Source organism: Leptospira montravelensis, from assembly GCF_004770045.1.
GTDB classification, from domain to species: domain Bacteria; phylum Spirochaetota; class Leptospiria; order Leptospirales; family Leptospiraceae; genus Leptospira_A; species Leptospira_A montravelensis.
Window position 1 is genome coordinate 567,764 of the sequence record NZ_RQFO01000016.1, and the last position, 22,527, is coordinate 590,290.

The window sequence follows — 22,527 nt, forward strand, 5'->3', positions numbered from 1 at the left end:
TATAGGATCAGCAGGATACGTTCAATGAATCGCAATCGATTCCTATCACTTTTTTACCTACTACCCCTCCTATTATTGTCTCTTACCACAGTTGTGGCCCAAGAAGAGAAAACTGCCCAAGAGCGATTTGTGGAAGACAAAATGGAATGTTATTCCATCGCCACAGAAATTGACGGGCAAGAATTCCAAAAATCGCTCAAATGTATCTCACAGGATTCCATCTGTTACATTATCCAAGGTTTTGCGATGAGTTGTATTCCTCGATCTGGAAGATATTCCGCTGAACTACCAAACCTAATTCCAAAACCGACTCAACCATAATCGTATAACGGGAGATTTATGAAAATCAAAACAAAAATCACAGAAATGTTAAAAATTGATCTGCCAATTATAGCAGCTCCAATGTTCCTCGTCTCCTATCCGGAGTTAGTGGTGGCAGTTTCGGAAGCAGGTGGGATAGGCTGTTTTCCCTCGTTAAACTACCGAACACCGGAACAGTTACGAGAAGGAATTTTGGAAATCCGTTCCAAAACCAAAAAACCAATCGGTGTCAATTTGATCCTACACAAAGAACATAACCCGAATTGGGCGAAACAATTCGAAGTGGTTATGGATTTAAAAGTAGAGTTAATCATTACAAGTTTAGGAACTCCAAGGACTATCGCCAAAGAAATCAAATCCAATGGATCTACTTTGTTTTGCGACGTTACCACACTCAAACATGCAAACATTGTCGCAAAATCAGGAGCAGATGCTCTCATTGCCGTTTCGCAAGGTGCTGGTGGACATGCAGGTGCTATCACTCCTTTTGCATTAATTCCTTATTTGAAAAAAGAAGTTGGACTTCCTGTGATTGCCGCTGGTGCCATTTCTACGGGATCACAAATGGCGGCAGCTTTGTCTTTAGGGGCCGATGCGGTTTATATCGGAACTCGTTTTATTGCAACACCAGAATCAAAAGCGCAAAATGAATACAAACAGATGTTAATTGATTCTAGTCCTGACGAAATCATTTATACCGAAAAAATTTCAGGAATCCCTGCCAATTGGTTAGCAAAATCAGTGGAAAGGTCACCGGATGTTTTAGAAGACGGTCCTAAAAAAATTGCCGCAGGTCATGCGGGCGGTGAAAAAGCCGTTGAACAAGAATACAAACGTTGGAGAGATATTTGGTCTGCGGGCCAAGGTGTGGCTCAAATTGAAGAAGTAAAACCAGCTGGCGAAATTGTAAAAGAGATAGCCAGTGAATACTTAGCTACTCTCAACAATCTTCCTCGATAAACTCACATTATGCGAACTGACCTAAATCAGGTCAGTTCGTTTCCTTAAAGTTTCTTAATCACTTCCATCATACCTTTTGTATCTAAATAATCGTTAGATTTATAAATCATCTTTCCTTCAGCATCTAAAATTAAAAAGAAAGGTAGCCCAATTTTTAATTCTGGATAATTGGGATTGTTTGCAAACTCATCAAAAATGGGATCGGTATCATATACTTTCCAAAGGATGGCATTATTTTTAAAAGTTTCATTCCATTCTTTGTGCGAAAGCGTAAGTTTCTGAAACTCTTTGCAGTTCGTACACCAATCAGCATAGAAATCGATAAATATAGGTTTTCCCGTTTCTTTGGCGATCCGATAGACATCCGCTTCACTGCGGTACCATTCTAAATTTCCATGAATCTCCGTAGGAGCCGAGTTTAATTTTAAATGAGAAGAACCCGATTCCAGTTTCCACAGCGTAGATTGTAAAAGTATAACCAACACAATCAAGGAAGTAAAAGCTCCCATTTGTAAAAGAGCGAACTTCATTTTTTCGTGAGGAAGACCTTCTTGCTTTTGTAAGTAAAGAAATACCAAAGCCAAAATCCAAATGAAAAATACTTTTACAGAAAGAGCAGAACTCAATCCCCAAAGGACAAAGGCTTTTTCCAAATAAGTAAAAGAAAAATATAGGATCATCAAAGCAAGAATCCATTGGATGGCCTTCATCCACTTTCCCGATTTTGGTAATGCAAAACCAAAAACTCCTATGAGTAAAAATGGAATCCCAAGACCCAAACCAAATACAAACATCTTTAAAGAAGTAAAAAGAATGGGAAACAAACTTATCCCTTCTGTTTGGTAAGCAATGAGTTGGACAAGAATTGAAACCACAACAGGTCCCACACAAGGAGAGGAAAGAAGACCGGCACCAACACCTAAAAAGAATGTATTCGCATAACTTACATTTGCTGAATTTCTTAAATCACCTGCGAAAAAAGGAAAATATAAAAATTCAGCTACGCTGAGTCCCAAAACAAATAACAAAATCGCAAGGAAAACCTGAGTTTCAGGATATCGTAAAAAGGAATTGAATGCTCCCCCACTCAAACCTGCGACAAGTCCAAATACAGCATACATACTGGCTAAACCCAAATAGTAAACAAAGGGATGTGACCATTTATGATTCGTTACTCGAGATTTTAAAATCCCTGCCGTAATGGGGTATAAAGGATAAACACAAGGCAAAAGACCTGCCAAAAGCCCACCTAAGGCCAAAAATAAAAAACTATAAACAGAAAAGGAACCAGAAGACAATTGAGATTCTATAAAGGTTTGGATTTCAGATACCATACTCGCATTCTTAGAACGTGGCTGTGGCTTTCAAAACTATACTTCGATCCAATCTTCCGTATTCAGAAACTGGATGTGTCGCAGGTTTTGAAAACTGTTCTATATATTCGACACGATTTGACGCCTCCCCGGTACTGTCTACATACCATTTATTTGGTTCTCCTTTAGAATCATACGAACGTACCTCCGTATATCCTATTGCTAACCGCGCCGAAGAAGTCATAAACCATTCACCAAAAATTTGTCTCGTGATGTAATACGATTGATCAGAATATAGCGGATCAGTGGTACCTGGTTTGAATCGCACCCAAGGTTCTCTTTCCACACTTTCAGTGGCACGAAGGCCTGGCGATGGTCCTCCGGTAGCAATTTCTCCGCGTATGACCAGTCGAACCGTTCCGTTGCCAAGCCCTGCCCAAAAATAGCCCCCTCGTCCTGTGGATTCCGCTACTTTTGTGGGAGGCTGGTACGGTGCTAATTTATCTACAATTTCACCACCCAATTGTTTTTTGGCCATTCCACCCAAACCTAAATTGAGAGTCTCTTTCCAAACCAAATGTGATTCAACAGCAATCACTTGTTCTTGGTTCAGAGAAACACTACCCTGTTTTCTAGTGGTTGGATTCCCATCACTGACGAGGCAGCGAGTTTTTCCCTCACGACATTCATCACTCGCATAACCAAAAGCATTCGACGCTCTACCTAAAACATGGAGGCCAGTTTTGAAATTTTCAGACCAAGTTGGTTCCCATCCTAATTTTCCGATGACATCATAACCAGTATTAGTTGTATTCTGAGTATTACGATACCCTTCCCCATTGACAACAGCAGTTTGAACAGAAAAGGAATTCCATCGAAGGATATAATTGATTCCAAGATCCACTGGATCCTTTGCAAAACCCATTGATTCTAATGGTGATTTATCGAAATAACGCCAATCATAATTTCCTGACCAAACAGAAAACATATGGGGAAGTTCAAACATTCCAAATTGAATTTGATGTTTTGTATTACCGATTTCAAAAGATTTAGCAAGGTTTACTCGCCTTACTAAAAACACATAAGGATTGGATTTATTGCCTGTTCCTGCCAAGGTGTCATTAGTCAGTGCATCGTTACGGAGAATCTCACCCCAGAATTCTGCTTTGATCCCTAAATCTTCCCATTCTTTCGACATAGTAACCATTGTCCAAGGGAGGGAAAATCCAGCTTTGTCAGAGGGAGATAGATCCGTTGTTCCCGATGCTTTGTCTCTTACACGATAAGAAAGTGTGGGAGTTAAGATGGCTCCTAGTTTTAGTCCATAGTAGCCATCTGGTTCGTCTTTTTTAGTTGTGACAATTTCCTCACCAAAAATTGGATAGGTGAAGAAGAAAATAAGTAAGAATACCTTGAAATCGAATTTCACTTTTTACCGTAAGTTTCGTCCGGAGTAAAACTATTATCTTCCCAACCTACTGGTTTGTGGCATGGAAGACATTTTGACAACATGGGATTGCCTTTTCGTTTTTCTTTGAACTGAATGGTAGCACCCTCTTTTGTGATTAGTTCTTTGTAATCATTTTTTTCCAACTCAGTAGCACCTAATTTAACTGCACCACCTGTTCCTTTAGAAAATTCAGAACCATTGATGTTTACAAGTCCTTCACAGACACAAGTGTATCCTTTTTTATCTTTTTCTTCGTAGAACACTCCGAAGGCGGTACCACGTACTCCCGCAGTTGTAGTTTGTGTGGATACCTCAAAACTTCCTTTTTTGAAATTATTTACCCGGAACCAAGCGGCACCATTTTGCACATAGGCTTTGGCAATTTTTTTATCAGAATTCCATTCATTGAGCGTAAAATCAGTGTTTGGTTGGATTCGTATTTCTGTTTCTTGGTATAAAAAATCAACTTTGGATCCATTCCCTGTTTTAATCCGGTCTCCTGGTTTCAGAACATCATTCACTTTAAGAGTTTTCCAAAGTTTGGAAGAGTCAGTAGCGGAGAGAAAACTCACTTTCCCACGGGTAAACGTTGCCACGGCAAACTCTTCCGCAAAAAGGGAAACGCTGGTTAGGAGGATAGAAAAAAGGGTTAGAAGGATTCTGAGGCTCATAATCCTTCTAACAACCATATTGATAGAATTTATCAATCAATTTTATCAATAAATTTCAATCGAATAAGTTTTACCAGGGAATCGTAAAACCCATATCTTTCAATTTGTACTCCAATTCCTCACGTTCACGGCTTTTTTTAGCGGTGGAACCTTGTTCATCTAACAACCCTAGTTCGATGGCTTTCTTTTTGGCTCCTTCTTTACCGGATGTATTGAGAGCTTGGATAATTTGTGTATCGTATTTTGTGAGGTTCAAAGCGCTCAATCGATAATCCACAAAGGCTTCCCAAGCATTCGGAACCCATTTTTGAACAATTTGTTCGCCAATGGTTTTTGCAAATAATCGGATCTCCAACTGGGCGTGATCATCCATACGCAGTGCTAAAAAATGAAGTAAATTATGTAAGTCTATTTTCCAATAAGCTTCTGTATAAGTAGCAAGAGGAAGATCCTTTCTTGCTTGTTCGCGAGCCACACCCATTTCTAATCTTTCATTATAAATATCAGTAGCAAACTTTTGGAATTCAGTTTCTCTTTTTGTTAGGTGGTCGCCCTTGGATGATTCTAAATATCCATCACTTCCTTGTTTGTTTCCTACCGATTGAACTCGCCATTCACCAGGAAGAGTGGTTTGCGCCGAGTCAATGGCTACGGAGTAACGCGTAGAGTATTCATTGACATTTGCCATTCGGTGGCGGATCCACTGCCGCCAAGTGTCCATAGGAACGCGAACATGTAGCTTTAGTTCGCACATTTCAAAAGGAGTACTATGTCTGTGGCGCATCAAATAACGAATGAGTCCGCGGTCTTCATTTACCTTTTTTGTTCCTTTTCCGTACGAAACGCGTGCTGCCTGAACGATGGATTCATCGGAACCCATGTAATCAACAAGCCTGACAAACCCATCGTCCAGAATCGGGAATGGTTTTCCTAGAATGGAGTCTAATTCGGGAACGGAAACTCTTGAAATGGATTCGAAATCAGATTGTTGCATATTAGCTTTATTTTTTAGTTCACAGGCATATGAAAAGTCGAAAATAGAGTTATAGCGTACCGTATCGCCACATAAATAGAAAGGATGCTAAATGGCACTTGAAGAAAATTCGTTGGAAGATCGTTTGATCAAAATTTCCACCAGAGACAGCAATAAAAGTCTCATGGTAAACCCGGACAAAATTTACATTTTTCCGGTACCAAAAACTACTTTCCAATTTTTGGAAAATATATGGCAATCCTTCGCTAATAAAATGGTTTCCCTTGTTGACTTCAACGATGATCCCATTTTTAACTTTTCGATTTTTGAAGTCATCGACCAAGAGGAAATGAAAATTGTGGCCACAGCCACTCACTTCAAACTCAAGGAAATTGCAGAGCGAAGAAAAATTCCAGGAATTGAAGAATATATAAAAAAATCACGCCCCATCCATTTAGCTGATCCGCGAAATGAATCCGCACGTTTTATTAGAAAATCCATTATTGATTTTAATAAAGGTCTAAGACCCGAAGTTATTTTTATTAATCTCAAACAAGAAGAAATTCATCCTGAAAAAAAAGTATTACTTTCAGAAACTATGAACCATGCTATTGGGATTCCTCTGTTTGTGAATGAAAACCCAATTGGAATTCTTTGGGGAATTACGAAAGATCCAATTCCTGAGGATAAAATACGACCACTCACTCTCCAACTTTATTCCTTGTTTGATGTGATAGAGTTTGTTGTCGCAAAAGAAATGGAATCGGGAAACGACCATTATATCGCACAAAAGAATATTGAAAAAGCCGATACAGTTTCCAATTCGCGGAATTTGTTTTACACAACCACAAAAGACCAAAAAGAACCTGTTACTTCCATCATTTTCAAATCGCACCAATATAATATTGAATACAGAATGGATGCATCCTTCATTATTCCAACTACTGATGGTTATGCGGTATCATTAAAGAGTTTTACACCAGAAAAATTGAACAATACAGGGAAAAATCTTTTGTTAATTCCTGGATTCTTTTGCAGGCGTTCTGTGATGGATAAACTAGCAAAGGAACTCGCTCTCAAATATGGATACCGCGTTTTCCTTATGGATATGAGAGGGAGATCCAGACAAACTATGCCAAAACATGGAAAAAAAGAAGGATGGACGGTTGATAACTACATCCAAGATGATTTTCCAGAAGTATTACGTTGGATTCGTTGGCACTACCCGAGCGAAAGAACAGTTGTGCTAGGTCATAGTATGGGTGGAATGATTCCACGCTTTTATGTTTCTTCTTATGAAAAAATCAAAGAACTAAAAGAAGAGTTTAATTTACCGAAACCTGAAGAATACATTGCAGGAATTGTTTCCATTACTTCGCCTAACTATATCAGCTTAAAATCTAACTTTATCGGACTTGATACTTTGAAACGTGGGTTCAGTATGCTTCCTCATAAAATGATTTCTGATATGATTTTGAGTATGGCTAGTTTTTCTATGCAAGCCACAATCCAAACCATCGATTTAAAAAAATTCTTTAAACTCATTTTGAACTTACATTCGAGTTTACGAAGTTTTAGTTATAATATTGGAACTAAAGTTTTAACCATCAAAGACTTTGTGGGTTATAAAGAAATCACGCCCCCGGAATGGTATTTTCTCATGGAAGATGTGTTTTGCGAAGAGTCTGTCTCAGTAATTATGCAGTTTTTCCAAAGCCAAATCTCTAACGAAAGGAGTTTCTGGTCAAACGATGGTCGGATCAATTATACTGAAAATTTTCTAAACAACTTCAATATGCCGATTTATAGCGTAATTGGAACTGTTGATAAAATTGTTCCCGAAGAAAGTTTAACAGAACTAAAAGATCTTAAATCAGAAAACAAGGTGGTCACTTATTATGAACAAGGCCACCTTGGAATCATTTTTCATGGAGAAACGGTTCGAAAAATTTGTAAAGGAATCGATGAGTGGATTCAGGGATTAAAATAATCCCATTGTTCCTTTAACGTCCGCTAAACCGGTTGTGGATGAGTTCCATCTCTTTTTGAAGAGTGGCGTCCCGGCCGGCAAGAAAATATGCCCCTCTTACAGGAATACTGGTGATTTCTGAATCTTCTGTAATTGTAACTACTGTTCCCGGAATTTTTCTTTCCAGTGAATACGTCCAAGACCCACGCATTTTAAAACTCGCATCCATTAATTCGATTTTCCATAGTTTGTTCGGAATGAATTCGCGAAGCTCAAAAATCATATACCCACCCATGTCTGGTGTTTCTTCCCATTTCGAAATCGTACCATCTGGCTTAGTTTCTAAAATTTTAATCGCGACCACTTCTTTTCGGCGATTGGGTAGATCCTGAACGTCAGTGATATATGCCCAAATCTCTTCTGGTTCAGCCTTTAACCATTCGCTGGTTTCTGAATGGAATTTTGGATCTTGAAAATAACCGACAGCTAAAAAAAGAACAACAAGTCCTATGAGTAAAAAACTGGTTCCAAAAGCAAAGAGAACAATTCGTTTCATAACTTTTTTTCTTGCTAAGTCATGGATTGATCAATCATAATCTTTTCCACAATGCATGCAAATGAAGAGTTAATTCAAAAGTTTTACACGGCCTTCCAAAACAAAGATGGTCAAACTATGGTTTCCCTTTACCATCCCGAAATTGAATTCAAAGATCCTGCCTTTGGTCATTTAAAAGGAAAAGAAGCGATAGCTATGTGGCTTATGTTAATTGAAAAAAGCCAAAACCTAACCATTCGATTTTCGAATATCAAAGCGGATGACTCCAAAGGTTCCGCCAATTGGGAAGCAGATTATAGTTTTAGTAAAACGGGAAGAATGGTTCAGAACAAAATCCAGGCAAATTTTACATTTAAAGATGGTAAAATCTTCACTCATCAAGATCATTTTTCGATGTGGAAGTGGCTCGGAATGGCAATGGGTCCTGTTGGATATTTTCTCGGTTGGTGGCCGGCACTCGGTAACAAAGTTAGAAAAGAAGCTGTGACTGGATTACAATTATATATGAAACGCAAACGAATGTAGTTAGTTACATCTTATAGGGAATTCAATTTGTTTCTAAATAAAACAGAATTGCCTTCCCTATTCAATGCCTAGTTTGTATTGCTAGTTATGGATTAGGCATATTGGAAAGTCCACCTGCGTTTGTCACGTCAGCGTAACCTATGGATTGCAAGTAGGACTTGGCACTACCGCTCCGACCACCTGATGCACAATAGACTATGATCGATCTATTTTTATCACCGAATTCTTCCAATCTTTTTGAAACTTGATCTACTGGGATATTGATGGCACCAGGGAAATGGCCAGATTGATATTCAGCAACGGTTCTTACATCTACAACCAAAGCACCAGCATCTATTTTTTCTTTAACGACTGATGGGTCTCCACCTAACGAAGTTTTTAATTTATATACTATAAAGACAACGCAAACAACAACTAAGACGATTAAGACAATTCGATTCAAATCTACGCTCCTACTTTACTCTTATAGACGAATGAAATAGAATCATTCGCACCTAACTCTCGAAAAAAACAAGAATAATATCCCGTATGGCATGCTGCCCCGATTTGGTTTGTAACATATTGCACAAAAAAAGGATTAGAATGCACATAAATTGCAGTTAAGTTTTGAAGGTGGCCAGACTCTTCTCCTTTCACCCACTTTCCCATTCTAGAACGACTATAATAAGTTCCAAGTCCAGATTCCACAGCAGACAATAGACTTTCTTTTTTTCCCCAAGCTAACATCAATTCTTTTCCTGTGAGGTCTTGTGCAAGAAATGGTGAAAGAGGTGGAATGGTATTTTGAAAGGAAACCCATTCTTCTTCCGTTAATTTTAATTTTCCAGATTCCCATAACAGACGTTTATCGGTAGTTTGCAATTCTGAATCAATCTCTAATAAAGCATCTTCATCACAATCGATAAACAATTGTTTTTTGCTAAAATCAAAATGATCCACAAAATCCTGTGCAAGATCCGAATTTAAGACTTTCAAATTTAACTCATTTGAGTTGAGGGAAGGTTTCGATATGATGGCGATTTTCTTTTCTTTTGGTAGTTGTATCATAAATTAGTCTCTACAGATAAAATATCTGTGGTTTTTGTTTTTCCTCTAAGAGACAAAGTTCCTATAGATTTAATTTTTAGATTTTGTCGAAATTCAAGGGATACTTGATCGTATAATTCTTTAGTGATAAGAAAGTTTCGTTTTAATTCTTTTCCTAAAGATTCCAATCTACTGGCAGCATTGACAGTATCACCAATGACTGTGTATTCTAAACGTTTTTCTACACCTACATTTCCAACGATGACTGGCCCATAATGAATCCCAATCCTAATAGATATCGGTTTTTCTCCGTTTGATTCTCTTTTCTCGTTCCAAAGTGATAATGCTTGTAACATAGCCACGCCGGCTCTAACGGCATTCGTAGCATCATCTTTTGAAGGAAGGGGTGTTCCAAAAGTCACCATCATTCCATCCCCCATAAATTTATCGAGTGTGCCACTATGTTCAAAAACTACATCTAACATAAAACTATGGTATTCAGAAAGTAAGGACATTGTTTTTTCAGGGCCGAGAGTTTCAGACAGATTCGTAAAGTTAGCAACATCACAAAACAAAACAGCTACAGTTGCTTCTTTTCCACCTGGTTTAAAAAAATCGTCTCCAGCTTGCCCCATTTGGTTTGCAACATTAGGCGAAAAATAACGAGAAAGCTGTGACATTTTAATTTCATTCGTTACGGCCGTTAGAACAGTTCGCCTAACGCGATAAGTAAGGTATGCCAAAAAAAATCCGAGAACACCGATGATGCCCATAGACATGATGTAGTTATTCACATGGGCGGCTGGACCAAGAAAGGCTTCTTTAAAACTTTCCGTACTCACAAATCGGGGATCTTGTTGCGCATACACCAAAATCCCGGCCTGACTAACAACAACTCCCAAAGCATAAATCATTGGATAAATGGGTTGGATACTAAAAGCATTCATCACCAGGGTTGCTGCGATGATAAAGTGCAAATAGGTTTTGATTAAATAAGTTCTAGGAACTTGTGATTCTCCACCGACAGCATTGTACCAAATGAACGGAAGAATCGTAATGATGAATAAATCAATCAATACGCAAAATAGCCCAATAAAAGAAACAAACTTCCCTCGTTTCAAAAACTTGGACAAAATATATAGAATTAAATTTAATACTAACGATATAGAGGCTATCGTTAATAATTCAAATAAAGTTTGAGCAACAAAGAAAGTCCCAATAGTGAGAAGAGAAAAAATTATAATTTTTCCATAGAGACTAAATTTAATCCCCTCAATCTCCTTCTCTCTTAATATTTGTTCTGACTTTGTTGCCATTGTTTTACTTTAAAAGATCCCCTGGATTGGCATCGCGATCAGGAACAAATAAAGACAAAGTTTTTTCTTTTCCTGAAGCGAGTAACATTGCTTCCGATAATCCAAATTTCATTTGTCTTGGCTTCAGATTTGCAACAACTACCACTTTTTTCCCAACGAGTTCCTCTGCAGTGTAACTCGCTTTGATCCCTGCAAAAACATTTTTGATTCCTTTTTCACCAAGGTTAACTTTTACAAACAATAGTTTGTCGGCACCTTCCACGGGGCCTGCTTCCATTATTTGTCCTACACGAAGTTCCACTTTTGAAAGTTCATCAATTGTGATAAATCCATCTTCTGAAACTGTAGTGGCAACCGAAGTTGGAGAAGTAGTTTTTCCTGGTTCGACATTTGACTTTTCAGGATTTGCTTTTTGAAATGCTTCTTTCGTTTCCTCGATCATAAGTGAAATATTTTTTTCCTCTACTCGTTTTGATAACATTTGGTATGGCCCAAGAACTTGGTTTTCAAGTGTACTTTTCAAATTTAAAAAACTTAAATTTTCCACTTGGAAAAGTTGGGCAACGGAACTTACAATATTTGGCGTTACCGGCCCTAAATAAGTAAATAGAATCTTTGCGCAATTAAGGGAAGTTGTTACTACCTCTCTTGCCTTTTCTACATCCGATTTGATTAAATTCCAAGGAGCATAATCATTAACATATTTGTTAACTTTATCTCCAAGCCCCGTAATTTCTCGCATCACCTTGGAGTAGTTACGTGACTCATACGCTTCGCGAATTTCTGTTTCTTTAGATAAAAGTTCCGAAACCAAAGATTTTCCTTCTTCCGAAAGAGCACCTAACTTACGATCCATTTTATCTAAAATAGAAGTAGATACACGTGAGACCAAATTCACAAGATTTCCAATTAGATCGGAATTGACTCTAGAAACAAAATCATCGAAAGAAATATCCACGTCTTCCATTCCCGAACCCAAACGGCAGGCCAAATAAAATCGGAAATGTTCTACATCCAAATACTTTGCGAATGTAGATGCATTGATAAATGTTCCTCTGGATTTGGACATCTTCTCGCCGTTAACAGTTAAAAATCCATGTACATTCAATTGTGATGGTGTTTGGTAATCGGCTCCCATAAGCATTGCTGGCCAAAAAAGTCCATGAAAGTATAAAATATCTTTTCCGATAAAATGTACAATCTCGCCCTTCCCTTCTTTCCAAATTTCATTGAACTTCTTTTCATCTTTTAAAAAGTTCATTGAGGACGCCATATACCCGATAGGTGCATCCAACCAAACATAAAAATATTTGTTTTCTTCTTCAGGAATCGCAAAACCAAAATATGGGCCATCACGGCTGATATCCCATTCTTGTAATCCTGAGGTAAACCATTCCTTTAATTTTTTTTGCGCTCCCTCATTCAATCGACTTTCGCCTTCGATCCAGGTTTGCAGTTGCGATTGAAAATCTTGCAGTTTAAAAAATAAATGTTTGGATTCTTTTAGGACAGGTGTAGTTCCGCAAATAGAACAATAAGAATCTTTTAAATCTTTTGGAGAGTAACTAGTTCCACATACTTCGCAAGAATCACCGTATTGGTCTTTTGCACCACATTTAGGACAAGTTCCTTTAATGAATCTGTCAGGTAAAAACATTTTATCATGTTCGCAATACGATTGTTCGATGTTACGTGCAACAATATGTCCTTTTTTCTTCAACGTTAGATAAATGGATTCTGAGAATTTTTTGTTTTCTTCTGAATTTGTCGTATAATAGTTATCATACGAAACACCAAAAGAAGTTAGGTCCTTATAATGTTCCTTCTGCACTTCTTCGATCATGGTTTCGGGGGTTTTGCCTGCTTTTTTTGCGGCAATCATAATGGGAGTTCCGTGTGTGTCATCAGCACAGAAAAAATAACAATTGTTCCCAACTAACTTTTGGAAACGGACCCAGATATCTGTTTGGACTGCTTCTAAGACATGTCCCAAATGGATGGATCCATTGGCGTAGGGAAGTGCACTTGTAACGAGTATATTTTTCGACATAGATTAATTCCAGTTTCCTGATTCGAAGTTCCAATTCAGCCCATTTTTGGGAAAAATCAAGAAAAGAGTAAAAAAATGAAGTTGAAGTGAGAAACCTAAGCAATAAAATTCCAGATTGTTATGGCAAAGAAAATCGTTCAGAATTTGAAACAAGTCAAAGGGAACAAAAAGAAACATCCGGAATCCATCCAATCGACTCTGGACATCGAAAGTGACCTTCATATCGAATACGCCAAAGTCCTTCTTAGTTTATGGTCCTACGCTTGCCATGCCGACGGGCAGTTCAAAAAGAAAGAAGGGGAAATCGTGGGGGAACTTGTGAACGTACTATTTGAACCGGATTGCCTGCTTAGTGGGTTCCAATCCCAAAAAAAACAAGTTTTAGACATCTTATCAAAGACTTTTGAAAATCCACTGCCTATGAAGACAATTACAAAAGTAGTTTCTGACAATGATGAGTATGCATTGAATTTTTTTGAAGATGCTGTCTGTATTGTTGCCTCCGATGGATCACTCAATCAGGATGAAATTCGGTTTTTGGAAGACTTAGCTAGCGAATTGAAAATAAGTCATATGGACAAAGTCAGAGTTGAAAAAAAATATTTAAATTGAGATTATGAAATCTCCACTTTCATTTTTGATTTCTGGTTTATATATAAACACACAATCATTTTCAAAAACCAAGGAAGTTTGGAATCTTCAAAGCCTTGGTTTGGAATAACAAATCCAATGACGATCGGTAACTAGTTCAATATTCAGTTTTGAATCGAGCCGAACAACTTCTAACATCTCTTTTACTTCCTCAATTCGATAAGCAGCAAGCAAACTATTATAAAAATCTCTTTTTAAAACCTCAGGTTCATCATTCGCATAACGCTCAACTAGGTGGTTAGCCATATTTAATGAATCTGGCCGCATTAGATCAGAGATAAAGATAAAACTATCTGGATGAATCGACCGTTGTACTGCGGCCCAAAATTCAAACGGATCATGTAAATGGTGTAATAATGAATTTGAAAATACTAAATCATAGGGGGATTCAGGAACAAGTTCCTGAATGAGTTCTTTTTTAAATTCTATTTTTTGGTTTCTTTTTTTTAGAACCATTATACCCATACGCTTCTTACAAAGATCTAACATGAACGCGGAACCATCCACAAACGTAAAATTAGCATTTGGAAATTGTGTATACAATCGAGATGACATATCTCCAGGACCACATCCTAAATCTAAAACAGATTCAGGACTAAATCTTTGAGGAAGCCTATCTTGAAATTTACGAATGAGAAACGAATGTGCCGTTTCGAAGTCAGCTTGTGCATAAGACTCTGCTTGGGTAAGGTCATCCATAAGTTCTGGCTCTGGAATCCGAATCATGTGATTAAAGGAAAAGTTAACCGACCGTTTCATTCTCTACTAAGGATAAATTACTCATGAGAAAAATTTTTCTATCCATTCTTTTCTTTGTCTTTTTGACAAATTGTATGCTGACAGAAGCAATTGGAATACCCACTTATGGGGCCGTCAAAGGTTCTGAGGCAAAAAAACGAATTTCCGAGGCAATTTTTGAAGCAGAATCAACAGCTTCCTCTTTTTGGCTGGCACAATCAGGAATGAAAGGAGGTCAGGGTCCTATTTCGCCGCTCCTCTTAATCAACGGTTTTTTAACAAAAATTTTGTATTCCTATCTAGCTGAGATTAACGATGAAGAATTTTTTATGGAGGACTCGGTGTTACAGTGCGAATCCGATATTCGTACCAAAGGAGCTTTGGCTTTAGGTGCTGCATATGATAGTTTAACAAATGTTGGGGGAGTTGCTCGCGATGCATTGTTACTTCCAGAATTTGCTTCCTGTGATTTAGAAAATACAGGTAAAATTATTACGTTGGAACCGATTCGTTTTTAAATGAGGTAAACTATGAAATTTAAATTTTCAATTATATTCGTATCAGTTCTTTCTTCGTTAGTAGTCAATTGTCAAAAACCTGTATCAACAGACAAAAATGCACTATCGTTACTTGTCGCCGGTATCTTAGGTTCCTGTTTTAGCTTAGATTCCTGTTTTGATCAATATGCAAAAACTACGGACGAAGGTGCCAGTTTCCAAGTATACGATGGGTCAGGTAACAGAATTTATGCGAGACAATCAGTTTTAGATTATAATACCTATCGACCAATTGCTTCTGGATCCAAATGGGTCACGGCAATCACAACCATGAGAGCCATTGATTGTAATGCTGACAGTACTACCTATGCAAATTGTGGGACTGTCACAACAGGAACTTGTGCTACTGGTGGAACTTTATCTTTAAGTAGAACCACTGGTGACATCCTGGGATGGACAGGGACTAAGGGAACCATTACCCTTCGACAATTATTATCGTTTACATCGGGTCTCAATGCTGGTGGAGGCAATGGATCTGGGCAAGCCACTTGTATCTCTAGTTTGCCTATCGGAGCAACCGGTACCCAAAAAGACAGTTGTGTGAATGAAATCCGCGACCAGTCAACTGGTACGCCTGGTGCCTTATACCAATATAATTCGAATCATATGGCAGTCGCACAACGCATGTTAGAGATATCATGTGGAAAAACTTGGGATACTATTTTTAGGCAACTCATCATCACTCCTTTAGGTTGGGATGTTAGTCAGGCTGTATGGAAGGGTAATTTTAGAACTGGAGAGGACGCAGATGGAAGTTTGTCAGGGGCTTATGGTCTCTCCATTTCTCCAGAACATTATGCTCGAATGCTCAATGTATTACTTACGAATGGGACTGCTAAAAATGCCGCAGGAGGAAATATCGCTAATTTCCTTTCTACCACATCGGTGACAGAAATATTATCAGACCAATACCGAGGAGCTAAGATCGGGTATTCTCAGTTTTCTGCTTTTGGTTACCGTTGGCAATATGGCCTTGGAAACTGGCGGTTTTGCACTACTACGGATATTCCTTCCGAATGTGACAAAGACCTCATCTCACACAGCATTGGAATCAATGGATTCTTTCCTTGGTTAGATAAAAATCGAAATTATATGGCAATCCTTGCTGTAAATAATATTGGTAGAAAAAATGGATTGAGTTTGTTACCAGCTTCTTCAACCTCATTATTCTTTGCAGAAACAGTGAGACCGCTCATTCATCAACAAATAGGTAAGTAACCATGACAAAAAAACAAATTCTAATGATAACTTTGATAGGAGTCTCCTTTCTATCAAATCTAACCTCACTCTTTGGCCAATCACCAGAATGGTCGGAGTCCAAACGAAAAAAGGGAATTCAAGTATTCTCACGTCCTTTTCCTGGCTCCAATTTAGATGAATTTTTAGGTCGAGCCGAAGTGGAAGCATCGATTTCTCAAGTCATCGCTCTTTTGACAGATCCCGCTTCCTGCAAAAACCTTTATCACCAATGCAAAGAACTCACAGTACTTTCTGGTACCGAAAAAAAATCAGTGGTTTACCTTCGCAACAGTGCACCTTGGCCAGTCAATGATCGTGATTTGATTATGGACCGAGGATTTGAACAAAATGAAAAAACTTTGGCGACAGTTATGAAAATCAAACGCCTTGATTCCAATGCACGCCCAACTCCTTCTGGAGTCACTCGTATGGAAAATTTTGAAGGTGTTTGGCGAATCACTCCACAGGCCAATGGAAAACTAAAAATTGAATACCAAGCTCATTTTGAACCAGGTGGATCTGTTCCCCAATCAGTCATCAATTTAGTATTAACTGACACTCCTTACGAATCACTATTGAATTTAAAAACTTTAGTTGAAGAGGGAAAACATAAGGAAACAAAATTTGATTGGGTGAAAGAACCAACAAAAAACTAGTTAAACTTCCGTATTTTCTTTTTATCTAAAATCAGAACTGTATTTTGAATTCACAGTGAACTTTTGTTAGCTTCAACTTGTAATCAAAATGCAGTTCTAAATCCATAACTTATAAAATTGGATCCACAGTTGGGATCGGGTGGACAATACAAACCGAAGATTCCTGACCTATGATGGACTCGTATAAACAATTCTGTCTTTCGCTCAAAAGGCAAATAAGAACTAAATTCTACCATCATATAATTCAGTAATGCCCTTGATTCAATGGCATCTTTTTGTAAACCATCCAAATAATAACCTTTGGCCTTATTTTCTAATTTTGGATTTTCAGAGGCAAGGGACAGCCCTTCACCTAATGATAAACTGAATGGAGAACCATACATCCTGTCAATTTTTACGATATAAAATCCATTCACTTCCCAATGATTCATCTCACCGAAATGTTTGGTAACATTACCTTCCCACAAAAAATCAAACCATCGAATTCGGTAATTTAGTGGTCTTGAAATTCCTAAACTACCAATATAAGAATCTTTGTAGTCAGTTTTTTGTCGAAATACAATAGGAATGAGGTCTGTTGTCGTAAAGATTCCTCCGTATAAGACCAAATTCCAATTTTCTTTTGGAACAGATACAGACTGAAGGTCCCGTAAAGGAAACATCCCGAATAAAAATCCGATAGATAAAAACACTAAGATTTTATTGGGTTTTTGGTGAAATAATTTTAAGTTTCGATTTAAGATCAAATGAAATTGCCTTGGTTAAGGTTGGAACCAATCTTGGGTTCTTTTTTCCCATTGCATTAATTGCGAATGTACGTTGTCATAATTCTGAAGGAATAATCGCCTAAGAAATGTTTCATATTCCTTGCAATTTTCTGTTTGCAATTGCTCCAGTGATTCTCTTAGTTTACTTGGTTTTTCCAATATACAAAACTTTTGTAAGTTAGAGGGATAACGATTCGAATTTAAAGCTGGTCCCACTATACTTGAACCAGTTCCAATATAAAACGGCATGGGAGCCCAAATGGTTTCATGAGTTGATAAAAATGAAATTCTATGTAAATTTGTTTCTCCGGATGTCCAAACGAGTTCTGCTTCTGTTTCCATCGTTCCATAGTATAACATAGTAAGCGCTAGTAAACTAACTCCGATGCTATAAAATGGCCGTTGGCTTTCTTTTCGAATGACAACGGTAAGATTATCAATATTTGACAATTCGAATCCGCGATCCCATCTAGGAAGTTCATTCGGACCTATTGGTTTTTCTTCTTTTGGTTTGGGTGCATGATCGGGATTTGGATCAGGGAGGGGAACAGTTGTCAAATCAACGACATTTGTATTTCCATCTAACAAAATAGCAGGTGGAACCGGAAATACTTCATTAAAAACTTTAGCGAGAATCGGATCGGATGTTGTCCACCGAATAGAAATCATTTTGTTTTTGGAAAGTTTTGCCTCCGAACTCAACTCAGGCATTGGAGTTTTACAAAAGAGATTCAAAACAAATAAAATGATAAAATAGAATAATAACTTTTGATTCATATTAACTTATTTTTTAACTTCTATTAAGTAAAATTATTTTTTTTGGGTCAAACGAAAAACATACTAAATGACGTTTAACAGGGATAAGATCACCCATGTTAGACATTCAATAGATATGTAAAGGACGGTTTATTATTTTTTAACGGGTCAATGCAAAAGTTTGAAGAGATAAAAAAAGCCCGATTCCTCGGGCTTTTTCCTTTATATGTCGATAGATTTTCATCCTGTCGACATTAAATAAACGTAATTTCTAACTAAGAAGCGAGCGCTTGGTCAAGTAGGTCTTTCGCTACTACGCGAAGTGCCATTACTTCTTCCGCACCTTCAAAGATAGAGAATACACGAGCATCAACAAAATATCTTGATACTGGATATTCTTCCGCATAACCCATACCACCATGAATTTGCATTGCTTCACGAGTGACCCACTCAGCAATTTTGGATGCATACAACTTAACAAGTGTTGCTTCCATTTGGCCTTTGTGTTCATCGAGTAGTGTTGCTACATAGTTAGTATACTGGCGAGTTGCTTGGACAATCATTGCCATCTTCGCAATTTTGAACTTAGTTAAAGTATAATCGTAAATTGGTTTTGCGAATACTTTACGTTCTTGAGAATAACGAAGTGCTGCTTCAAGAGCTGCTTGCATCACACCATTGGCACGAGCTGCTGTTTGGATACGTCCACCAGCAAATCCTTCCATTTGGAAATAGAATCCTTTTCCTCGTCCTGCATCTCCACCAAGAAGGTTTTCTTTAGGAACAAAGTAATCTTCGAAAGATACTTCATAAGAGTGCATTCCTCGGTAACCGATAGTTCCGATAGCTTTTCCTTGAATGGTTCCGCCACCTTCTTGTTTGTAACTGAATTCATGGCCATCAAAGGATGGTTTTTCAGCCAGTAGGATGGAAAGACCTCTGTGTTTGAGACTTGGGTCAGATTCTGTACGGCATAGGATAAGTAGGAGATTCGCATAACCTGCGAATGTGCACCAAGTTTTTACACCGTTGATTACAAATCCACCGTCTACTTCTTTTGCAGTTACAGACACTCCAGCAACGTCAGAACCGTAGTTAGGTTCTGTTACCATAATTCCTGCGAATTTTTCACCGGAAGCAAGTAGTGGCAACCATTTGTTTTTTTGTTCTTCGGTTCCCCCTTTGAGGAGAGCCTTAGACATAATTTCTGGACGAGTGATGAGTGATCCAGCAGCACCGAGTGAACCACGAGAAAGTTCTTCCGTTACCACTAACATGGAAATGTTATCTGGACGGTCATCTGGTTGGATTCCACCAAACTGTTCTGGAATACAAAGTCCAAAACAACCCATGTCTTTTAATCCGTTGATGATTTCTTGTGGGATTAGGTCGTCATGTCTGTGGACATGTTCTGCATGTGGAACCACTACGTTTTCAGCAAAATCTTTGAAAATTCCGCGAAAGTTTTCATGGTCTTCGGAAAGTCCATAAGCACCGAAGTGTCCAAGATCAACAATCTTATCTACAATGGCCTCGTAGTTTTCCATTTTTGATGCAGCTTCAACGTAAACATTGATTTCATCAGAAAAAAGTTTGGAGAATAGTTCTTGGTATGTGAGTTCATATTCTGCAGGACGTGCTGCCAGTTCAGAACGAATGTTAGAAACAGTTTCGGCTACAAAAGTAAGAGCCATTTTCTGTTCCATTTCACCAGTTCCCTTGGACGCATCCCAAGCATAAACGATAAAGTTCTCAGCAACACGTTGTTGAGCCGTCATCCAAGCCAATTGGTAAAACACATGTTGCGTTTTGTCCATTTTGCTTACGGATACTTTGCCGTTATCGGAATTTTTCTGAGCTAGTCGTTTGGTAACTTCATTAAGGAGGGCGGCTTGGGCACTAAGAGCCTTCTCCGCCTGGGATTTTTCGAGTTTCACTGCCGTTGCGGTCATGTGTTTAACGTTCCTGCGGTGGTTTTCTTCCACTATACGGAAAGAAAGTACCTTGTCATTTTCATTTTTAGACTAGGTTTTGGGTCGGGGAGGCCCAAACTGGACAAAAGTTGGGGTTAAGGAAAGAAATTATTGAAAATCATAGGCATTGATCCCGGATCCCACCGTGTAGGGTATGCGGTTCTTTCTTTTCCCGAGGGCTTGCGTCGTAATCCAACGCTTTTAACTTACGGAACGATTGAAGTGGCACCGAAAACCCCGTCCCCAGACAATCTCCTCCAAATCAGAAAGGAACTAATGGACATTCTTTCGGAATACCAACCGGAAACAGCCGCTGTGGAAGAACTGTTCTTTGTTCAGAACACGACAACGGGGATGAAGGTTTCGGAATCTCGCGGGGTCATTTTACTTTCTCTCGGCGAAAAACAAATTCCTGTTGTATCACTGACAGCAACGCAAATCAAAAAAGGAATCTCCGCCAAAGGGAACGCTACCAAAAAAGAAGTGCGGGCAGCAATCCAAATGATTTTAGGATTTAAAGATTTGAAAGGCCACGACGACTCATGGGACGCCATCGCTTGCGCCTTTGTGGGTCGATCTTTAGTTTGAAGCACTCCTTGCTTGGTTCATAGACAAAAAGATTTCATTCTTTTGTTCCCGACTTGCATTCGCTGTGACGGTAGAAAATCCAGTGGTGATTTCTAGGTCCCCATTTTTTAACCCTTCGATCACACTATTTGCATATTCGTCTAAATTGAGTCCCGCTGTATGTGTATTAGGGATTCCTAAATCTGTATCCACCATTGGTGGAGAAACTTCAATTACTTCAATTGGTTGGTTACGAAATTGGAACCTTAGTGTCAATGTGAAGGAATGTAAGGCCGCTTTTGTCGCACTGTACACAGGCGCATAAGCCAAAGGAATATGTGATAATCCAGAGGTTGTATTGAGAATGGCCGCATTTTTCTTTGCAAACAGGTGTTTAGCGAATAACATGGAGAGATGGATAGGAGCTCCTAAATTTACATCAATTTCCTTTCCTAAGTTTGCCCAAGGTTCTAGTTCACCAAGTTTAGGATACCTTTGCATGCCTGCGTTATTGAATAACACATTCAGTTCCGGAAAATCCTTTGTGGTTTGTTGAAATAACTTTTCCCTCTCTTCAGGGCGAGAGATATCAAAAAGATATGTTCCCCATTTAGGAAAGGATTTCCGAATCTCTTCCATTTTCTTTTCGTTTGTTCCACAAACTAGAACCTGATTGCCTAATTCGGAAAATCGTTTGGCGAGAGCAAGGCCGATCCCACTTGTTCCCCCAGTGATGAGGATTGTATTTCCATTCAATTGCATAAATTTTTACCTTTTCATTAGTTACATTTACAATATTTTGTAAGTTACAAAAAGTCAAGTCCGTAAGTTTCAAAACTAACGTTTTTTTCATTTTGTAATTTGAGATTGACCCCAAAGATTTCGATTCGATCCTTTCCTTATGCCAAGAACCGGTCTCACAGCCTCGGAAATCCAAGACAAAGCAGTGGAAATTGCCATAAACCAAATGCGGGCCAAGGGTTTTGAAAAGGTTCGTTTGGTGGACGTTGCGAAAGAAATGGGGATTAGCCACGCAGCTCTCTATTCCCATTTTCAGGACAAAACAGCACTTTTCGACGCTGTTTCCGAACGTTGGCTTGTGAAGTTAGATGAAAAACAAGACCTTCTTGTGGCAGAAAAACGAGATCCTATCCAAAAGATCCTCACTTGGTTTCTAAATCTCCACCGAATGAAATTGGAAAAAGTAAAACTGGATCCCGAGTTATATAAAGCTTTCGATATGGCGGCAGAAGAATCCAAACCCTTTATCCAAACTCATTTGACCAATATGCGAATCCAAATGTCTAGTTTAGTCACAGAAGCCGTAAACCAAAAAAAAATCAAAAAACGTGATGTGGACCTTGTGGCAGAAATTCTGATTTCTGCAGGAGCGGCTTTCACCCACCCCAAACTTGTGGCTCAGCATTGCGGGGAGAACAGAGAACTGTTGTTAGTTGATACGATTGAAGCAGTATTGAAGGGATTAGGTTGAG

At 38.5% G+C, this 22,527-nt stretch carries 24 protein-coding genes; 10 read left to right on the plus strand and 14 right to left on the minus strand.

Annotated features, from left to right (window positions below; translation table 11 throughout):
* Positions 1–24: 24 nt before the first annotated feature.
* On the plus strand, positions 25–321 hold the full coding sequence (locus EHQ31_RS12975) for a hypothetical protein (protein ID WP_135573055.1): 297 nt from the start codon (positions 25–27) through the stop codon (positions 319–321).
* A gap of 18 nt (positions 322–339) precedes the next feature.
* The gene (locus EHQ31_RS12980) at positions 340–1,281 is read left to right on the plus strand and encodes an NAD(P)H-dependent flavin oxidoreductase (protein ID WP_135573053.1); all 942 of its coding nucleotides are present in this window, start codon (positions 340–342) and stop codon (positions 1,279–1,281) included.
* 44 nt (positions 1,282–1,325) lie between these two features.
* On the opposite strand, the gene EHQ31_RS12985 is transcribed toward EHQ31_RS12980, so the two are convergent.
* The 4 genes from EHQ31_RS12985 to thyX are packed head-to-tail and all read right to left on the minus strand — an operon-like array spanning position 1,326 to position 5,709.
* Positions 1,326–2,615 (minus strand): protein-disulfide reductase DsbD family protein, encoded by a 1,290-nt coding sequence (locus tag EHQ31_RS12985; RefSeq protein WP_135573051.1) that lies wholly within the window; start codon positions 2,613–2,615, stop codon positions 1,326–1,328.
* 10 nt (positions 2,616–2,625) lie between these two features.
* On the minus strand, positions 2,626–4,023 hold the full coding sequence (locus EHQ31_RS12990; protein ID WP_135573049.1) for a hypothetical protein: 1,398 nt from the start codon (positions 4,021–4,023) through the stop codon (positions 2,626–2,628).
* Positions 4,020–4,733, minus strand: a complete 714-nt coding sequence (locus EHQ31_RS12995; protein WP_135574074.1) for a FecR family protein — start codon at positions 4,731–4,733, stop codon at positions 4,020–4,022. The genes EHQ31_RS12990 and EHQ31_RS12995 overlap by 4 nt, the downstream gene beginning before the upstream one ends.
* Before the next feature lie 52 nt (positions 4,734–4,785).
* On the minus strand, positions 4,786–5,709 hold the full coding sequence (gene thyX / locus EHQ31_RS13000) for an FAD-dependent thymidylate synthase (RefSeq protein ID WP_135573047.1): 924 nt from the start codon (positions 5,707–5,709) through the stop codon (positions 4,786–4,788).
* Between the two features lie 91 nt (positions 5,710–5,800).
* On the opposite strand from thyX, the gene EHQ31_RS13005 reads away from it, so the two are divergent.
* Entirely contained in the window at positions 5,801–7,678 is a 1,878-nt protein-coding gene (locus EHQ31_RS13005) for an alpha/beta fold hydrolase (protein ID WP_135573045.1), read from the plus strand.
* Between the two features lie 13 nt (positions 7,679–7,691).
* On the opposite strand, the gene EHQ31_RS13010 is transcribed toward EHQ31_RS13005, so the two are convergent.
* Positions 7,692–8,213, minus strand: coding sequence for an SRPBCC family protein (locus EHQ31_RS13010; RefSeq protein ID WP_135573043.1), 522 nt, complete (start codon positions 8,211–8,213; stop codon positions 7,692–7,694).
* Positions 8,214–8,264: 51 nt separating this feature from the next.
* On the opposite strand from EHQ31_RS13010, the gene EHQ31_RS13015 reads away from it, so the two are divergent.
* Positions 8,265–8,738 carry a nuclear transport factor 2 family protein gene (locus EHQ31_RS13015; protein WP_135573041.1) on the plus strand — a complete coding sequence of 158 codons (474 nt, stop codon included), beginning with the start codon at positions 8,265–8,267 and terminating at the stop codon, positions 8,736–8,738.
* An 85-nt stretch (positions 8,739–8,823) separates the two neighbouring features.
* Here EHQ31_RS13015 and EHQ31_RS13020 read toward each other — a convergent pair whose 3' ends face one another.
* The 4 genes from EHQ31_RS13020 to metG are packed head-to-tail and all read right to left on the minus strand — an operon-like array spanning position 8,824 to position 13,130.
* Complete coding sequence (locus tag EHQ31_RS13020; protein WP_135573038.1) at positions 8,824–9,180, minus strand: rhodanese-like domain-containing protein; 357 nt, start codon at positions 9,178–9,180, stop codon at positions 8,824–8,826.
* A 2-nt stretch (positions 9,181–9,182) separates the two neighbouring features.
* Complete coding sequence (locus tag EHQ31_RS13025) at positions 9,183–9,785, minus strand: phosphoribosyl-AMP cyclohydrolase (RefSeq protein WP_135573036.1); 603 nt, start codon at positions 9,783–9,785, stop codon at positions 9,183–9,185.
* Positions 9,782–11,080, minus strand: coding sequence for an adenylate/guanylate cyclase domain-containing protein (locus EHQ31_RS13030; RefSeq protein ID WP_135573034.1), 1,299 nt, complete (start codon positions 11,078–11,080; stop codon positions 9,782–9,784). Before EHQ31_RS13030 ends, EHQ31_RS13025 begins: the two co-directional genes overlap by 4 nt.
* 4 nt (positions 11,081–11,084) lie before the next feature.
* A complete protein-coding gene (metG, locus tag EHQ31_RS13035) occupies positions 11,085–13,130 on the minus strand; it encodes a methionine--tRNA ligase (protein WP_135573032.1) in 2,046 nt (681 codons plus the stop codon).
* 120 nt (positions 13,131–13,250) lie between these two features.
* Here metG and EHQ31_RS13040 point away from each other — a divergent pair, with 120 nt between their 5' ends.
* Positions 13,251–13,742 (plus strand): tellurite resistance TerB family protein, encoded by a 492-nt coding sequence (locus EHQ31_RS13040; protein ID WP_135573030.1) that lies wholly within the window; start codon positions 13,251–13,253, stop codon positions 13,740–13,742.
* Between the two features lie 87 nt (positions 13,743–13,829).
* Here EHQ31_RS13040 and EHQ31_RS13045 read toward each other — a convergent pair whose 3' ends face one another.
* Positions 13,830–14,540, minus strand: coding sequence for a class I SAM-dependent methyltransferase (locus tag EHQ31_RS13045; protein WP_208652772.1), 711 nt, complete (start codon positions 14,538–14,540; stop codon positions 13,830–13,832).
* A 23-nt stretch (positions 14,541–14,563) separates the two neighbouring features.
* Between EHQ31_RS13045 and EHQ31_RS13050 the strand changes: the two genes are divergently transcribed.
* From EHQ31_RS13050 to EHQ31_RS13060, 3 genes are read left to right on the plus strand one after another with little or no spacing between them, the layout of a single operon-like run.
* The gene (locus tag EHQ31_RS13050; RefSeq protein WP_135573028.1) at positions 14,564–15,037 is read left to right on the plus strand and encodes a TIGR04452 family lipoprotein; all 474 of its coding nucleotides are present in this window, start codon (positions 14,564–14,566) and stop codon (positions 15,035–15,037) included.
* 12 nt (positions 15,038–15,049) lie between these two features.
* Positions 15,050–16,294 (plus strand): serine hydrolase domain-containing protein, encoded by a 1,245-nt coding sequence (locus EHQ31_RS13055; RefSeq protein ID WP_135573026.1) that lies wholly within the window; start codon positions 15,050–15,052, stop codon positions 16,292–16,294.
* 2 nt (positions 16,295–16,296) lie between these two features.
* Positions 16,297–16,971: an START domain-containing protein gene (locus EHQ31_RS13060; protein ID WP_135573024.1), complete on the plus strand. Its 675-nt coding sequence runs from the start codon at positions 16,297–16,299 to the stop codon at positions 16,969–16,971.
* Between the two features lie 83 nt (positions 16,972–17,054).
* Here EHQ31_RS13060 and EHQ31_RS13065 read toward each other — a convergent pair whose 3' ends face one another.
* The 3 genes from EHQ31_RS13065 to EHQ31_RS13075 all read right to left on the minus strand — a co-directional run bounded on the left by EHQ31_RS13065 (position 17,055) and on the right by EHQ31_RS13075 (position 20,446).
* Complete coding sequence (locus EHQ31_RS13065) at positions 17,055–17,633, minus strand: hypothetical protein (protein ID WP_244247378.1); 579 nt, start codon at positions 17,631–17,633, stop codon at positions 17,055–17,057.
* A 99-nt stretch (positions 17,634–17,732) separates the two neighbouring features.
* Positions 17,733–18,515 carry a hypothetical protein gene (locus EHQ31_RS13070; protein ID WP_135573020.1) on the minus strand — a complete coding sequence of 261 codons (783 nt, stop codon included), beginning with the start codon at positions 18,513–18,515 and terminating at the stop codon, positions 17,733–17,735.
* Positions 18,516–18,769: 254 nt separating this feature from the next.
* Positions 18,770–20,446: an acyl-CoA dehydrogenase family protein gene (locus EHQ31_RS13075; protein ID WP_135573018.1), complete on the minus strand. Its 1,677-nt coding sequence runs from the start codon at positions 20,444–20,446 to the stop codon at positions 18,770–18,772.
* A 132-nt stretch (positions 20,447–20,578) separates the two neighbouring features.
* Between EHQ31_RS13075 and EHQ31_RS13080 the strand changes: the two genes are divergently transcribed.
* Positions 20,579–21,055, plus strand: coding sequence for a crossover junction endodeoxyribonuclease RuvC (locus tag EHQ31_RS13080; protein WP_135573016.1), 477 nt, complete (start codon positions 20,579–20,581; stop codon positions 21,053–21,055).
* Here EHQ31_RS13080 and EHQ31_RS13085 read toward each other — a convergent pair.
* Positions 21,047–21,796 (minus strand): SDR family oxidoreductase, encoded by a 750-nt coding sequence (locus EHQ31_RS13085; protein WP_135573014.1) that lies wholly within the window; start codon positions 21,794–21,796, stop codon positions 21,047–21,049. The two genes, EHQ31_RS13080 and EHQ31_RS13085, sit on opposite strands and share 9 nt — an antisense overlap.
* Positions 21,797–21,935: 139 nt before the next feature.
* Between EHQ31_RS13085 and EHQ31_RS13090 the strand changes: the two genes are divergently transcribed.
* On the plus strand, positions 21,936–22,526 hold the full coding sequence (locus tag EHQ31_RS13090) for a TetR/AcrR family transcriptional regulator (protein WP_135573012.1): 591 nt from the start codon (positions 21,936–21,938) through the stop codon (positions 22,524–22,526).
* The last annotated feature ends 1 nt before the right edge of the window (position 22,527 follow it).

What these genes read in the sequence shown, in the direction of transcription:
- EHQ31_RS12975 (WP_135573055.1), top strand. Translation starts at nt 25, where the DNA reads ATGAATCGCAATCGATTCCTATCACTTTTTTACCTACTACCCCTCCTA.
- EHQ31_RS12980 (WP_135573053.1), top strand. Translation starts at nt 340, where the DNA reads ATGAAAATCAAAACAAAAATCACAGAAATGTTAAAAATTGATCTGCCA.
- EHQ31_RS12985 (WP_135573051.1), bottom strand. Translation starts at nt 2,615, where the DNA reads ATGGTATCTGAAATCCAAACCTTTATAGAATCTCAATTGTCTTCTGGT.
- EHQ31_RS12995 (WP_135574074.1), bottom strand. Translation starts at nt 4,733, where the DNA reads ATGGTTGTTAGAAGGATTATGAGCCTCAGAATCCTTCTAACCCTTTTT.
- thyX (WP_135573047.1), bottom strand. Translation starts at nt 5,709, where the DNA reads ATGCAACAATCTGATTTCGAATCCATTTCAAGAGTTTCCGTTCCCGAA.
- EHQ31_RS13005 (WP_135573045.1), top strand. Translation starts at nt 5,801, where the DNA reads ATGGCACTTGAAGAAAATTCGTTGGAAGATCGTTTGATCAAAATTTCC.
- EHQ31_RS13010 (WP_135573043.1), bottom strand. Translation starts at nt 8,213, where the DNA reads ATGAAACGAATTGTTCTCTTTGCTTTTGGAACCAGTTTTTTACTCATA.
- EHQ31_RS13015 (WP_135573041.1), top strand. Translation starts at nt 8,265, where the DNA reads ATGCATGCAAATGAAGAGTTAATTCAAAAGTTTTACACGGCCTTCCAA.
- EHQ31_RS13025 (WP_135573036.1), bottom strand. Translation starts at nt 9,785, where the DNA reads ATGATACAACTACCAAAAGAAAAGAAAATCGCCATCATATCGAAACCT.
- EHQ31_RS13030 (WP_135573034.1), bottom strand. Translation starts at nt 11,080, where the DNA reads ATGGCAACAAAGTCAGAACAAATATTAAGAGAGAAGGAGATTGAGGGG.
- metG (WP_135573032.1), bottom strand. Translation starts at nt 13,130, where the DNA reads ATGTCGAAAAATATACTCGTTACAAGTGCACTTCCCTACGCCAATGGA.
- EHQ31_RS13040 (WP_135573030.1), top strand. Translation starts at nt 13,251, where the DNA reads ATGGCAAAGAAAATCGTTCAGAATTTGAAACAAGTCAAAGGGAACAAA.
- EHQ31_RS13045 (WP_208652772.1), bottom strand. Translation starts at nt 14,540, where the DNA reads ATGAAACGGTCGGTTAACTTTTCCTTTAATCACATGATTCGGATTCCA.
- EHQ31_RS13050 (WP_135573028.1), top strand. Translation starts at nt 14,564, where the DNA reads ATGAGAAAAATTTTTCTATCCATTCTTTTCTTTGTCTTTTTGACAAAT.
- EHQ31_RS13055 (WP_135573026.1), top strand. Translation starts at nt 15,050, where the DNA reads ATGAAATTTAAATTTTCAATTATATTCGTATCAGTTCTTTCTTCGTTA.
- EHQ31_RS13060 (WP_135573024.1), top strand. Translation starts at nt 16,297, where the DNA reads ATGACAAAAAAACAAATTCTAATGATAACTTTGATAGGAGTCTCCTTT.
- EHQ31_RS13065 (WP_244247378.1), bottom strand. Translation starts at nt 17,633, where the DNA reads ATGTTTCCTTTACGGGACCTTCAGTCTGTATCTGTTCCAAAAGAAAAT.
- EHQ31_RS13070 (WP_135573020.1), bottom strand. Translation starts at nt 18,515, where the DNA reads ATGAATCAAAAGTTATTATTCTATTTTATCATTTTATTTGTTTTGAAT.
- EHQ31_RS13075 (WP_135573018.1), bottom strand. Translation starts at nt 20,446, where the DNA reads ATGACCGCAACGGCAGTGAAACTCGAAAAATCCCAGGCGGAGAAGGCT.
- EHQ31_RS13085 (WP_135573014.1), bottom strand. Translation starts at nt 21,796, where the DNA reads ATGCAATTGAATGGAAATACAATCCTCATCACTGGGGGAACAAGTGGG.
- EHQ31_RS13090 (WP_135573012.1), top strand. Translation starts at nt 21,936, where the DNA reads ATGCCAAGAACCGGTCTCACAGCCTCGGAAATCCAAGACAAAGCAGTG.